10 protein-coding genes are annotated in these 13,806 nt (G+C 75.5%); 7 read left to right on the top strand and 3 right to left on the bottom strand.

Annotated elements, in window-relative coordinates:
* Window positions 1-19: 19 nt before the first annotated feature.
* Window positions 20-862, bottom strand: a complete 843-nt coding sequence (locus BKA05_RS17700) for an ABC transporter permease (RefSeq protein WP_179532606.1) — start codon at window positions 860-862, stop codon at window positions 20-22.
* A complete protein-coding gene (locus BKA05_RS17695; protein ID WP_179532605.1) occupies window positions 859-1,854 on the bottom strand; it encodes an ATP-binding cassette domain-containing protein in 996 nt (331 codons plus the stop codon). Before BKA05_RS17695 ends, BKA05_RS17700 begins: the two co-directional genes overlap by 4 nt.
* Before the next feature lie 163 nt (window positions 1,855-2,017).
* On the opposite strand from BKA05_RS17695, the gene BKA05_RS17690 reads away from it, so the two are divergent.
* Genes BKA05_RS17690 through BKA05_RS17680 form a run of 3 tightly spaced genes read left to right on the top strand, consistent with a single transcriptional unit; the run spans window position 2,018 to window position 5,039 of the window.
* Window positions 2,018-3,226: a cytochrome P450 gene (locus BKA05_RS17690; RefSeq protein WP_179532604.1), complete on the top strand. Its 1,209-nt coding sequence runs from the start codon at window positions 2,018-2,020 to the stop codon at window positions 3,224-3,226.
* Window positions 3,223-4,119, top strand: a complete 897-nt coding sequence (locus tag BKA05_RS17685) for a PfkB family carbohydrate kinase (protein WP_179532603.1) — start codon at window positions 3,223-3,225, stop codon at window positions 4,117-4,119. Before BKA05_RS17690 ends, BKA05_RS17685 begins: the two co-directional genes overlap by 4 nt.
* Entirely contained in the window at window positions 4,116-5,039 is a 924-nt protein-coding gene (locus tag BKA05_RS17680; RefSeq protein ID WP_179532602.1) for a pseudouridine-5'-phosphate glycosidase, read from the top strand. Before BKA05_RS17685 ends, BKA05_RS17680 begins: the two co-directional genes overlap by 4 nt.
* 144 nt (window positions 5,040-5,183) lie before the next feature.
* Here the strand turns inward: BKA05_RS17680 and BKA05_RS17675 are convergent, their stop codons facing one another.
* Entirely contained in the window at window positions 5,184-6,485 is a 1,302-nt protein-coding gene (locus tag BKA05_RS17675) for an MFS transporter (protein ID WP_179532601.1), read from the bottom strand.
* 130 nt (window positions 6,486-6,615) lie between these two features.
* Here BKA05_RS17675 and BKA05_RS17670 point away from each other — a divergent pair, with 130 nt between their 5' ends.
* From BKA05_RS17670 to BKA05_RS17655, 4 genes are read left to right on the top strand one after another with little or no spacing between them, the layout of a single operon-like run.
* Window positions 6,616-7,536, top strand: a complete 921-nt coding sequence (locus BKA05_RS17670) for an ABC transporter ATP-binding protein (RefSeq protein WP_343045739.1) — start codon at window positions 6,616-6,618, stop codon at window positions 7,534-7,536.
* Window positions 7,533-8,381: an ATP-binding cassette domain-containing protein gene (locus BKA05_RS17665; RefSeq protein ID WP_179532599.1), complete on the top strand. Its 849-nt coding sequence runs from the start codon at window positions 7,533-7,535 to the stop codon at window positions 8,379-8,381. The genes BKA05_RS17670 and BKA05_RS17665 overlap by 4 nt, the downstream gene beginning before the upstream one ends.
* A complete protein-coding gene (locus BKA05_RS17660) occupies window positions 8,378-10,696 on the top strand; it encodes an FtsX-like permease family protein (protein ID WP_179532598.1) in 2,319 nt (772 codons plus the stop codon). Before BKA05_RS17665 ends, BKA05_RS17660 begins: the two co-directional genes overlap by 4 nt.
* Window positions 10,693-13,788: an FtsX-like permease family protein gene (locus BKA05_RS17655; RefSeq protein ID WP_179532597.1), complete on the top strand. Its 3,096-nt coding sequence runs from the start codon at window positions 10,693-10,695 to the stop codon at window positions 13,786-13,788. Before BKA05_RS17660 ends, BKA05_RS17655 begins: the two co-directional genes overlap by 4 nt.
* Window positions 13,789-13,806: the final 18 nt, after the last annotated feature.

Genomic DNA, 13,806 nt, shown 5'->3' with positions numbered 1-13,806 from the left:
GCCGCAGCGACCGTGCGGACTACTTGACGCCGGCCGAGAGCCGGTAGCGACGCACCGAGAGCGGGACGAAGACGGCCAGGATGATCGCCACCCACAGCAGGGTGTAGAGCACCGGGTGCTGCATCGACCAGGCCTCGGGCACCGCGCCGCGCGGGTCGACGTTGCCGAACAGCTCGCGGCTGGCCTGGGTCAGCGCCGAGACCGGGTTCCACTCCACGAGCGTGCGCAGGAACCCGTCGAAGGACTCCAGCGGCACGAACGCGTTGGAGACGAAGGTCAACGGCATGATCACGATGAACGAGGCGTTGTTGATGACCTCCACGCTGGGCACCATCAGCCCGACCCACGCCATCACCCAGCTCACGGCGTAGGCGAAGAGCAGCAGCAGCGCGAAGCCGAGCACCGCGTCGAGGAACCCCTCGCGGATGCGCCAGCCCACCAGCAGCCCTGTCAGGGCCATGATCGCCAGGCTCAGCACGTTGTAGACGACGTCGGAGGTCGTGCGCCCGACCAGGACGGCCGCCTGCGACATCGGCAGCGAGCGGAAGCGGTCGATGATGCCCTTCTGCATGTCCTCGGCCAGGCCGGCGCCGGTGAACGTGGCCCCGAAGACCACCGTCTGGGCGAAGATGCCGGCGATCAGGAACTCGCGGTAGCCCACACCGCCGGTGTCGATCGCGCCACCGAAGACGAAGGCGAAGAGCAGCACGAACATGATCGGGCTGACGAGCACGAAGACGAGCACCTCGGGAACCCGCTTGATCTTGATCAGGTTGCGCCGGGCGACGACCCAGCCGTCGGTCAGCGCGCGGACCACGCCGGTCGGGCGGGACTGCTCCAGGGTCGGGACGGGCGTGCTCATCGGGTCACCTCGGCAGGGTCGGAGTCGGCGGTGGGGCTGTCGGGGTCGCCCGCCTCGGTGGCGTGGCCGGTCAGGCTGAGGAACACGTCGTCGAGGGTCGGGCGACGCAGCCCGATGTCGAGGACGGGGACGGCGTCGCGCTCGAGGACCTCCAGCACCCGGCGCAGGGAGCTGACGCCCCCGTCGACGGCGGCCGTGAGCTCGCGACCGTTCTCCCCGACGCCGACCTCCCCGGTGGCCACCTCGCCCAGCAGCGAGCGGACCCGGTCGCGGTCGCCGGGGTCGGCCAGCACGACCTCGACCCGCTCGCCCCCGGTCTGGGCCTTGAGCTGGTCGGCGGTGCCGCGTGCGATCGCCCGGCCGTGGTCGATGACCAGGATGTCGTCGGCGAGCCGGTCGGCCTCCTCGAGGTACTGCGTGGTGAGCAGCAGCGTGGCGCCCGAGGAGACCAGCTCACGGATGACGTCCCACATCTGCACCCGGCTGCGCGGGTCGAGACCGGTCGTGGGCTCGTCGAGCACCAGCACCGGCGGGGCCGCCACCAGCGCACCGGCCAGGTCCAGGCGCCGGCGCATGCCGCCGGAGTAGGTCTTGGAGGGCCGGTCGCCGGCGTCGGCGAGGTCGAATCGCTCCAGCAGCTCGCGTGCCCGCGCACGGGCACGGGTGCGGCCCATCCCGTAGAGCCGGCCGACCATCTCGAGGTTCTCGAAGCCGGTGAGGTGCTCGTCGACCGCGGCGTACTGGCCCGAGAGGCCGATCCGCGAGCGCACCCCGTCGGGGTCGGCCAGGATGTCGACGCCGGCCACGACGGCCGAGCCGGCGTCGGGCTTGAGCAGCGTCGTCAGGACCCGCACGGCCGTGGTCTTGCCGGCGCCGTTGGGGCCGAGCAGGGCCAACACCGTGCCCTCGGGCACGGAGAGGTCGAGCCCGGCCAGGGCCTCGACCTCCTTGTAGCGCTTCACCAGGCCGGTGGCCGTGATCATGTCGGTCATCGCGTCCTCAGGGGGTCGAGGGAAAGGGAGCGGAGCTGCGGCAGGGCATCGACGAGGATGCCGTCACGACGCTACTGACCGCCACCGACATCCGGACTCATCGCTGGTCCCGGCACGAGACCCGCACTGGACAGGGCCCGCGGGCTGGGTCAGCGTGACCGCCATGAGCATCGGGACGGTGACCTGGAGCCCTCGCGGAGCCGACACGTGGGCGGACCCGTGGGGCGAGTACGCCGCGCTGCGCGAGCACGACCCCGTCCACCACGTCGTGCCGGCCGAGCAGCCGCACCGGGACTTCTACGTCCTCTCCCGGCACGCCGACGTCCTCGCGGCAGCGGTGGACACGCAGACGTTCTCCTCGGCACAGGGCCTGACGACGGCGTACGGCGAGATCGAGGCCATCGGCCTGGCAGAGCCGCCGCTGGTGATGCAGGACCCGCCCGCGCACACGGCGTTCCGCAAGCTGGTCGCACGAGGCTTCACCCCGCGCCAGGTCGCCGACCTCGAGCCGGAGGTCCGCGCCTTCGTGCGCGAGCGGCTGCCCGCCCTGGCCGACGGCGGGGACGTCGTGGAGGCGGTGTTCAAGCCGCTGCCGAGCATGGTGGTCGCCCACTACCTCGGCGTGCCCGCCGAGGACCGGGTCGCCTTCGACGGGTGGACGGAGGCGATCGTCGCGGCCGGCGGCTCCGGCGACGCGCTGACCGCCGCCGACGCGGCCGGGGAGATGCTGGCCTACTTCGCCGCCCTCGTGGAGCGGCGGCGCCGTGAGCCGCCGGCCGACCCGGGTGCCGACACGGTGGCCCACCTCGTCGCCGCGGGCCGCGCCGACGACCAGGACGGCCTGGTGGCGGTCCTCGGCTACGTGTTCACGATGGTCACCGGCGGCAACGACACCACCACCGGCCTGCTCGGCGGGGCGGTGCAGCTGCTGGCGGCCGAGCCCACCCAACGCGCCCGGCTCACCTCCGGCGAGGTGCCGGTCGAGGTGGCGCTGGAGGAGCTGCTGCGGCTGACCTCCCCGGTCCAGGGGCTGGCCCGCACCACCACCCGCGACGTCGAGCTGCACGGCGTGACGATCCCGGCGGGCCGCAAGGTCCTCCTCCTGTACGCCGCCGGCAACCGCGACCCGCGCCGCTACGGCCCCGACGCCGGCTCGCTGGACGTCGGCCGGCGCCCGACCCAGATCCTCACCTTCTCCCAGGGCAGCCACCACTGCCTGGGGGCGGCCGCGGCCCGTCTCCAGGGCCGGGTGGCGCTGGAGGAGCTGCTCGCGGCGTACCCGGACTTCGAGGTCGACCCCGCCGGCGTCCGGTGGGCGCCCGGTCCCTACGTCCGGCGGCCGGCGACGGTGCCGTTCGTGGGGCGCCCGTGACGCGGCCACCCGCGCCCCCGGACGCCCGCGTGGTCGTCGTCGGCGGCATCAACGCCGACCTCAAGGCCCGCACCACCGCCCCGCTCGTGCCGGGCACCTCCAACCCGGGCACCGCCACGCTCACCCCCGGCGGCGTCGGACGCAACGTGGCCGAGAACCTCGCGCACCTGGGTCGCCCGGTGGCCCTGCTGGGGGTCGTCGGCGACGACGACCTGGGGCGGCTCGTGCTCGACGCGACGTCGGCGGCCGGCGTGGACGTGACGCACGTGCGGTGCCGCCCCGGTCCGACCGGCTCCTACACCGCGCTGCTCGACCACCACGGTGAGCTCGTGGCCGGGGTCGCCGACATGGCGGCGGCCGATGCCCTCACCCCCGAGGACGTGCGGGCCGCCGAGTCGGTGGTGGCCGGTGCCGGGATGCTCGTGCTCGACGGGAACCTGCCCGTCGAGACCTTCGCCGCCGCCCGGGACCTCGCGGCCGCCCACGGCGTGCCGGTGGTGGTGGACCCGGTGAGCGTGCCCAAGGCGGCGCGGCTCGCGGCGCAGGTGCGTGACCTGCTGGCCGTGACGCCGAGCCACGGGGAGCTGGCGGCGCTCGGCGGGGTCCCCGCGCTGCTCGCGCGCGGCGTCGGCCTCGTGTGGGAGAGGCGAGGGGCGTCGGGGTCGGTCCTGCACACGGCCGACGGCGCCGGGGCGGTCGAGCTCGCGGCCCCCGAGACCGCGGTCGTCGACGTCACCGGCGCCGGTGACGCCATGCTGGCGGCGTGGTGCCACGCGGTGCTGGCGGGACAGGGGCACGCCGAGGCTGCGGCGTACGCCCACGAAGCGGCGGCGCTGACCGTCGCCTCCCCGCTGACCGTCCGTCCCGACCTGGGGGAGATGCTGGCCCGATGACCGCCGCCCCGATCCACCCGATGCTGACCGTGACCGACGAGGTCGCCACCGCGCTGCGCGAGGGCCGACCGGTCGTCGCGCTGGAGTCGACGATCATCAGCCACGGCATGCCCTACCCCGACAACGTGGCCATGGCCCTGGAGGTCGAGTCGGTCGTGCGGGCCGGGGGCGCGGTCCCCGCGACCATCGCCGTGCTCGACGGCCGGCCGCGGGTGGGCCTGGGTGAGGACGACCTCGAGCTGCTCGCGAGCCACCCCGACGTGGTCAAGGCCAGCGTCCGCGACCTGCCGTACGTCGCCGCGCGCGGCCTGCACGGCGCGACCACCGTCGCCGCGACGATGCGGCTGGCGGCGATGGCCGGCATCGAGGTCTTCGTGACCGGCGGCCTGGGCGGCGTGCACCGGGGCGCGGAGACCTCCATGGACCTCTCGGCCGACCTCACCGAGCTCTCGCGCACCCCGGTCGCGGTCATCAGCGCCGGGGTGAAGTCGATCCTCGACATCGGGCTGACCCTGGAGGTGCTGGAGACCCTCGGGGTGCCGGTGCTGGTGGAGGGGGCCGACGAGTTCCCGTCGTTCTACTCGCGCAGCAGCGGGTTCGCGGCACCGATGCGTGTGGACGGCGCGGCCCAGGCGGCTGCGGTGGCGCGCGCGACGTGGGACCTCGGGCTCGACTGCGGCGTCGCGCTCGCCCACCCCGTGCCGGCCGAGGACGAGATCCCCGCCGAGGAGATCGGCGGCGTGATCGAGCAGGCCCTGGCCGACATGGACGCGCTGGGCATCACCGGCAAGGCGACCACGCCCTACCTGCTCGGACGCATCGTCGAGCTGACCGGCGGGTCGTCGCTGGCCACCAACATCGCGCTGGTGCGGGCCAACGCGGCGTACGGCGCGGCGGTGGCGGTCGCGCTCGCCGGCTGACGCCGGGGGGCGGTGAGTGGTCAACCTGTTCGGCCGGCCGCTCGGTTGAGGGCTCACCGCCGGGGGCGGGGCGCCGCCCGGGAGCGGTGAGTGGTCAACCGTCCCGCTCGGGGAACCGGTTGAGGGCTCACCGCCCACCACGCGTCAGCGGGTCGCGGCGGTGACCCGGTAGCGCACGAACGACGGCACCACCAGCGCCGCCACCACCACACCGACCACCACCAGCACGCCACCGCCGGCCGCGGCTGCGCCGGCACCGACCGCCGCCGCGGTCGCCCCGTGCGCCACGTCGGCGACTCGCGGGCCACCGGCGACCACGACGATGAAGACCCCCTGCAGCCGGCCCCGGACCTCGTCGGCCGCCGCGCTCTGCAGCATCGAGGACCGGAACGCCGCCGAGGCCATGTCGGCCGCACCGCCGACGACCAGCATCAGCAGCGCGGTCACCAGCATCGCCCGCTGCCAGCCGGCACCACCGGCGTCGGCCAGCAGCACCGCGACGCCGAACCCCGCCATCGCCACGCCCCACACCACGATGCACACGACGACGGCCAGGCCCTGCCGCACGATCCGCGAGACCCAGCCGCTGAGCACGCCGCCTACGACCGCGCCCGCCGGGATGCCGGCGAAGAGCAGCGCGAAGGTCAGCCCGCCCTCCGAGGGGCCGCCGAAGTCGAGGTGCGCGATCTCGGGGAACAGCGCGCGCGGCATCCCGAAGACCATCGCGATGATGTCGACGACGAAGGACATCAGCAGCACCGGCTGGTGGCGCAGGTAGGCGAAGCCGTCGACGACCGCCCGCACGCCGGGCACGACCGCGGCCACGCCCTCGATGCGCAGCGACGGCAGCCGCACCACCGCCCAGACCGTGGCCAGCAGCGAGACGGTGTCGAGCGCGTAGAGCCAGCCGAACCCGGTGAACGGGATGAGGATGCCGGCCACCAGCGGGCCGGCGATCGCACCGGCCTGCATGACGGTCATGTTCAGCGAGTTGGCCGCCGGGAGCAGCGCGGCGGGGACCAGCCGGGGCAGCAACGCGCTGCGGGTGGGTTGGTTGACCGCGAAGAACGCCTGCTGCACCGCGAACAGCGACAGCAGCAGCCAGACGTTCGTCGAGCCGGCGAACGCCTGTGCGGCGAACAGGCCGCTGGTCACGATCAGGCCGATGGTCGTGACCAGCAGGATCGTGCGGCGGTCGAACACGTCGGCCAGCGCACCGCCGTACAGGCCGAAGACGACGAGGGGCACCAGGCCGAAGACCCCGGTCAGCCCGACGTACGCCGAGGAGCCGGTGTCGGCGTAGATCTGGGCCGGCACCGCCACGACCGTCAGCTGGGCGCCGATGACGGTGATGATGTTGGCGGTCCACAACCGCCGGAAGTCGGGGACCTTCAGCGGCCGGGTGTCAGCGGCCAGCCCGCGCCACCGTCCGACCGCCCCCGTCACGGGCGAGAACCTACGCCTCGCGGTCACGGCCCCACCCGGCCAGGGTCACGAGCCCGCAACGAACCGGCGCCGACGGTTGCCCCGACCGCACCCTTTACTGTCTGCTGGCCCACGGACAGGAGGTCATCAGGTGACGGTCGTCGATGCCGACGTCGACTTCGGGGAGCTGGACAGGCAGGGCGGGCTGGGCGTGCGCTGCCTGGGTGTCGTGCACCTGTACCGCACCTTCGAGGGCCACGACGTCGTCGCGCTGCAGGGGGTCGACCTGTCGATCCGTCCCGGCGAGCGGGTGGCGTTCCTCGGCCCGTCGGGCTCGGGCAAGTCCACGCTGCTGACCCTGCTCGGCGGGATCCAGCGCCCCAGCGCGGGCCGGATCTTCCTCGGTGACTCCGAGATCTCGCGACTGCCGGAGCCCGAGCTGGCGCGGCTGCGCTCGCGGCGGGTCAGCACGATGCTGCAGGGCGCGACCCGCAACCTGCTGCCCTACGCCACCGCCCGGCAGAACATCGCCTTCGCCCGCCTCGCCCTCTCCGGCGCCGAGCGCAAGCAGGCGGTGCCCGAGCGGGAGCTGCTGGCCCGCGTCGGTCTGGCCTCGGTCGCCGACCAGGTCGTGAGCACGATGTCCGGTGGCCAGCGCCAGCGGCTCGCGCTCGCCTGCGCGGTCTCGACCGGCCCCCAGCTGCTGCTGGCCGACGAGCCCACCAGCCAGCTCTCCCACGAGGACCGCGACGCCGTCATCAGCCTGATCCACGAGCTCGGCGACGAGCTCGGCACCACGATCGTGGTCGTCACCCACCAGCCCGAGGTGGCCGCGACCTTCCCGCGCACGATCACGATGAAGGGCGGCCGGGTCGGCCTGGAGGGGCGCGACGGCGCGGAGTACGTCGTCATCGGCGCCGAGGGGGTCGTGCACCTGCCCACCCACCTGGCCGAGCAGTGGCCGCAGGGGACGCTGGTGCGCATCGAGCCCGAGGAGAGCGACCGGCTCGTGGTGTCCCGCTCGGCAGAAGCGGTCGGAGGGGCCGGCGAGGGAGAGGCTCGCACCGAGTGAGCGACCTGATCCTGAGCGGGGTGCGCTACGAGCTGTCCCGCACGCTGCTGCACGACCTCGACCTGACCTTCGCGGCCGGGCGGATGACCGCCCTGTCCGGCCCGTCGGGCTCGGGCAAGACGACCCTGCTCTCCATCGCGGGCGGGCTGCTGCGCCCCACCACCGGTGAGGCGACGTACGCCGGTGCGCCGATGTGGCGCGGCACCGGCGACCCGCGACCGGAGGTCTCGTTCGTCCTGCAGGTCTACGGCCTGGTGCCGATCCTGTCCGCGCGGGAGAACGTCTCGGTCGCCCTGCGCGCCCGCGGCGTGGACCCCGACGAGGCCGACGAGCGGGCGGCCGCCGCGCTGGCCCGCTTCCACATCGCCGACCTCGGTGACCGGCAGGTCGAGGAGCTCTCCGGCGGCCAGATGCAGCGGGTCGCCCTGGCGCGCGGGCTCTGCGTGGGCTCCGGCGTCCTGCTGGCCGACGAGCCGACCTCCGAGCTCGACGAGGGCAACCGCGGGCTGGTGCTGGCCGAGCTGCGGCGCGAGGCCGACCGCGGCGCGGTCGTCGTCGTCGCCACCCACGACCCTGCCGTCGTCGACGCCTGCGACGACCACCACGCGCTCGACGAGGGGCGCCTGGTCGACCACACCGAGCCGGTCCACCTCACCGGGTCCCGGGGCTCGTCGCCCTCGGACCTCGACCAGCGGGGCCCGGACCTCGACCAGCGGGGCCCGGTGGTCGAGCAGCGAGGAGCGCCAGCGACGAGCGGGCGTCGAGACCACCCGACGGTGGCGCCCGACCAGCAGGAGGACGACGACCCGTACGAGCTGTTCCGCCGACCCCCGGGGAGCCCGTGAGCGGCTCGCGGCCGCGGCTGCGGTCCCGCACCCTGCAGGGTGCGTGGGCGCGCCGGGGCACGCTGCTGCCCCTGCTCCTGCTGACCGTCGTGGTCGTCGGGGGCGTCGTGGCCGTGGTCGGCTTCGCCGCCGCGGCCGGCACCTCCCGCCTGCTCGCCGTGCCGCTGCTGCTGGTCGGCGCGGTCGCCGTGCCGGCGACGGGGCGCGAGCTCGCCTCCGCTCGGCGTACCGAGATCGCGCTGGCCCGCCTGCGCGGTCTCGAGGGTGGTGAGCTGTTCACCCTGCTGCTGGTCGAGCCGCTGCTGGTGCTCCTCGTCGGGGCCGCGGCCGGCACCGGCCTGGGGCTGGTCGTCGCCGACCTCGCCGCGCGTTCCTGGGTCGGAGACCCGATGGGCGCACCCGGAACCGACGTCGCCGCGGCCGTCGCGGTGGTGGTCGTGGTCGCCCTCGTCGCGGTGCTGCTCGGCATGGCCGCCGCGCTGCGCGAGCCCCTCGTCGCGCAGGTCCGTGGCGCCGCGCGGCCCCGCGCCTCCGGCATCGCCGCGGTCTTCGCGCAGGTGCTCGTGGTGGTCGGGGCCGTCGTCGCGGTCTACCGGGCGCGCGTCGTCGACGGCACCCAGTCCGACCTGCTCGTGCTCGCCGGGCCCGCCCTGGTCGGCCTGGCCGCCGGCCACGTCGCGCTGTGGGCGATGGGCGCCCTCGCCCGCGTCGGGGTACGCCGGACCGGCCGGCGTGGTCTGCCGGCCTACCTCGCCACCCGGCGACTGGCCCGCTCGGCCGATGCCGCAGCGCCCCTGCGGGTGCTGGTCGCGGCCGGCGTCGTGGCCGGGGTGGCGGTCACGGGTGCGGTCCAGGTGGCGGCCTGGGCCGACGAGACGGCGCGGCTGCAGGCCGGTGCGCCGCTGCGCTTCGACCTCGAGCGCGGCAACGGTGGCGACGCCGCCGCCGTGCTGGCGCTGACCGAGCGGCTCGACCCGCAGGGCCGGTGGCTGATGGGTGCGGTCGTGGTGCCGGGTGAGGGGTCGGTGGCGGCGCGGCGCGCGTTCGTCGACGTCGACCGCGCCGAGCGGGTGGTCGGCGAGTTCTACGAGGGCACCAGCGCCGCACGCATCGGCGAGCTGGCCGACCGGTTGGTCGACCCCGCCTCCGCCGCGAGCGTCGCGGCACCCGCGTCCCGGGTGCTGGTGGAGGTCGCCGGGGTCAGCCCCCGCGAGCAGGGGCGGCTCCGGCCGCAGGCGGAGCTCACCCTGCGTCGCGTCTCCGGCCAGGAGGTGCGCGTGCAGCTGGGCACGGAGCTGGACCTCGACGGGGCGGCCCGGACGGTCTCCGCCCCGGTCGACTGTCTCGACGGGTGCACCGTCGAGGCGATCACCCTGTCCCGCGTCGCGGGTGACCGGCCGCTGCCGTTCCTGCTGACCGACCTGCGGCTCGGCTCGACCCCGGTGCTCGACCGGCCCTGGTCGCCCGCCCGGGCACCCAGCGCCGCGGGCCCCGGCGGACCGGTCGAGGTCGCCGAGGGACTGCTGGCGCCCACCGCGGACGACCGGCTCACCGCCGTACCCTCCCGCGGCGAGGGAGCCGTCCCCGTCCTCGTCACCCGCACCGTCACCTGGGAGGGCGACCCGGTGCTGGAGTCGCCCGGCGGGGAGGACCTGCCGGCCCGGGTGGTGGCCCGCTTCCCCGCGCTGCCGCTGGTGGAGGCCGACGGCGTCTACGCCGACCTCCCGCGCGCCGCCGCCGGCGCGCCCCCCACGATCCCCGCCGCGGAGGTGATGGTGCTGGCCCGCGCCGACGCCCCCGCCGAGCTGCTCACCGCCCTGGCGGAGGAGACCGGCTCGCAGGCCCGCCCCCTGGAGCGGGTCACCGAGCAGGTGCGCGACGCCACGGGCGCGACCCAGGCCCAGGCCTACCTGATGACCGCGATCTGCTGCCTGCTCGTGGCGCTGCTGGTGCTGGTGACCGCCGTCGCCCGGCAGCGGGGCGCATGGGTGCGCGACGTGGCCGCCCTGCGGGCCCTGGGGATCACCCGCGCGACGCTGCGGCGCAGCACCGTCGTGGAGGCCGTGCTCCTGCTGGTGGCCACCGGCGTCGCCGTGGTCGGTGGTGTCTACCTCGCGGTCGCGCTGCTGCTGGGCCGCCTGGGCCTGGTCGTGGTGCCCGAGCACGCGGTCGCCCTGCGCACCGCCGTCGCCCCGCTGCCGCTCGTCGTGCCGGCGCTGCTGGCGTCGCTGATCGTCGTGGTGGTGCTGCTGCGCGGCCGCGACGTCGGCTCCCGCGAGTCCGCCCCGGCCGTGCTGCGCGAGGAGGCCCGATGAGGGGTCCCGCACTGCTGCCCACGGTCCTGCGCGGCCTGCGCTCCCGCCTGCTGCTGTCGATCGGCTCGGTGGTCCTGACCGCGCTGGCCGTGGGCTCGGCCGTGCTCGGGCCGGCCTTCCAGGGGGCCGTGACCAGCTCGTTCCTGGTCACCCGGCTCGCCGAGGCCCCGGACAACCTCACCGGCCTGTCCTGGGTGTGGACGCCCGACGCGGGCGTGGCCCCCGACCTCGAGGAGGTGCTGCGGGACGCCCGCGCTGCAGCTGGGCGCGCCACGGACGAGGCCGCTGAGGTGGCTGGTGGAGGGGCCGATCAGGGGGCCGGGCTCTACCTGGACCCGCAGGTCTTCGTGCGCACCCAGCAGACCGAGGGGCTCGGCGGGCTCGCGCGGCTGGGCTGGGCGCCGGACTACTGCGACCACCTCGTGATCGAGGGGCGCTGCCCCGAGGCGCCCGACGAGGTGCTGCTGCTGGCGCTGGACTCCACGATCACCGGGCTCTCGATCGGCGACACCTCCCCGGTCGCGGGTCTCGGCACCATCGAGGTGGTCGGCACCTACTCCGCGCCCGGGCCCGAGGAGGCCGACTACTGGTTCGAGTCCGGGCGGCTCAGCACCCGCCCGCCGACGCCCCCGCCGGCCAACATGCCCTACCAGCCGGCCCCCATGCTGGGCACCGCCGAGGCGGTCGAGCGCGCCGCCGCGGGCGTCGGCTACGAGGTGCTGGTCGACCGCCGGCTCGGTGTCCCCGCCGACCTGCAGGTCTCCGACCTCGAGCAGGTCGCCGTGGTCGCCCGCGCGCAGCAGGACTACAGCGCCGCCCTCGAGGGGGGCACCCTGGTCGAGCGCTCCATCAACGACATCGACGGCGTCGTGGCGGAGGTCCGCGACCAGCAGGCCACGGCCCGCGCCTCGGTGTCCCCGGCCGCGATCAGCCTCGTCCTGGTCGCGCTCGCCCTACTGCTGCGCCTGCTCACCGCGGCGGCCGACCTGCGGATGCCCGAGCTCGCGCTCGCCTCGCTGCGCGGCCTGCCGCGGCGCCGGATGTGGACGCTGGGGATGTCCGAGCCGCTCACCCTGCTCGCGCTCGCCGTGCCCGTCGGTGGGCTCGTCGGCGTCGGGACGGTGCTGCTGCTGATCGAGGCCTGGCTGGTGCCCGGCCTGCCGCTGCGGGTGCCGTGGACCTCGCTGGCGGCCGGCGGCCTGGTCGGGCTCGGCGCCGCCACGGTCGCCGTGGCCGCGGTCGGCCTCGTGGTGCGGATCCCCCTCGAGGACCAGCTCGGCGGCGTACGACGCCCGCGGCGTGCGCGCCGGGCCGCGGTCGTCGCCCAGCTGGCCCTGGTCGCCGCGGCGCTCGCGGTGCTGCTGAGCAAGCTGAGCTCCACCGAGCGCGGCCGCCCCGACGTGACCGACCTGGTCCTGCCGGTGCTGCTGGCCGTCGTCGCCGGCCTGGGTGCGAGCCGGCTGACCTCCTCGCTGGCGACGTGGTGGACCCGCGCGGTGCCGCACACCCGGTCGCTGGGCTCCTTCGTGGCCGTGCGCGCGCTGTCGCGCCGCCAGGAGGGGACGCTGGTGATCCTGCCGGTCACCGCGGCCATCGCGATCTGCGTCTTCGGTGCCGGGGTCTACGACTCCTCGTCGGCGTGGCGGGCCTCGGTGGCCGCGACCCGGGCCCCGGCCGCGGTGCTGTGGACCTCCGAGCAGAGCCTCGACGACACCGTGGGCCTGACCCGGGGCATCGACCCCGAGGGCCAGTGGCTGATGGCCGGCAGCACCATCGCCACCCCCCAGCCCGGCCCGGTCTTCTCCGTCCTGGACACCACCCGGCTCGCCCGGGTCGGGCTCTGGAACGACCAGTGGACCCCCGGCACCTCCGCCGCCGAGGTCGCCGACCTGCTCGCCACCGGCCCGGTCCCCGTCGTCACCGGTCGGCGCGTCGGGCTCGACCTCGACAACCGGCTGCGGACCGAGGAGCCCCTGGTCGTGCGGCTGCGCCTGGTGCCGCCCACCGACCGGCCGCGCACGATCTTCCTCGGCCCCGTCGCCGAGGGTCGGTCGGCGGTCTCGGCGGCGACGCCGTTCTGCCGGGACGGCTGCCGCCTCGAGCAGATCACCCTCGGCTCCGCCGCCGCCCTGCCCACCGCGATGGACGGCACGCTCACGCTGGAGTCGGTCACCGTCGACCGCCAGCCGGTCGCCACCGCGCTCTCCGAGGGCGGCTGGGCGCTGGTCCCCGGTGCCACCGGCAACGACGCGGTGGACTCCCTCGAGCGCGACGGCGCCGGCCTGGCCGTGGCGGTGTCGAGCCCCACGCCGGTGATCGTCCAGATCGGCGCGGGCGACCCGCCCGCCGAGCTGCCGGTCGTCGCGGGAGTCGACGCGCGCACCGAGACCTCCGCGGACACCTACAACGCCGGTACCCCGCTGAGCTTCGACGTCGACCCCGTGGTCGAGGCGGGCAGCGTGCCGCTCCTCGGCCCGCGCGGGCTGCTCATCGACTACGACACCTTCGCCACCGGCCGCAAGGTCTACGACCAGAACACCGACGTCTACGTCATGGCCCGCGCCGACACCCCGGCGTCGGTCGTGGGGCAGCTGCGCGACGCCGGGCTCACCGAGGAGACGACGTACGACGAGGTGAAGGCGGGGCTCGACGCGACGGCGTACGCCCTGGCCCTGCGGCTCTACGCCGTCGTCGCGGCCCTGGTGCTGCTGATGGCGGTCGCGTCGCTGGCGGTCAGCACCGCCGTCCAGCTGCCGGCCCGCCGCCGCGACGCCGCCGCGCTGCGGGTGGTGGGGGTCCCGCGGCGACAGGTGATGGGCTCGGTGCTTCGTGAGCTGGTGCTGGTGCTCGGCGGGACGGCGGTCGCCGGGCTCGCGGCCGGGTCACTGGCGCAGTACGTCGTCCTGCGCACCGTCACGCTCGGCTACGCCGAGACGCTGTCCACCCCGGCCCTCGTCGCGGCCATCGACCCGTGGCGGCTCGCGCTGCTCGCGCTGGTCACCGCCGCGCTGTTCGGTGCCGTGGCGCTGGTCTCCGCCACCCTGACCGTGCGCGGGGCGCGGGGGTCGACGCTGCGGGAGTCGGCGCGGTAGCTGCGAGGTTCGACTGAT

Origin of the sequence: Nocardioides marinus, from assembly GCF_013408145.1 — a bacterium.
Lineage (GTDB): Bacteria > Actinomycetota > Actinomycetes > Propionibacteriales > Nocardioidaceae > Nocardioides > Nocardioides marinus.
This window is presented reverse-complemented; position numbering and strand designations above follow the sequence as displayed.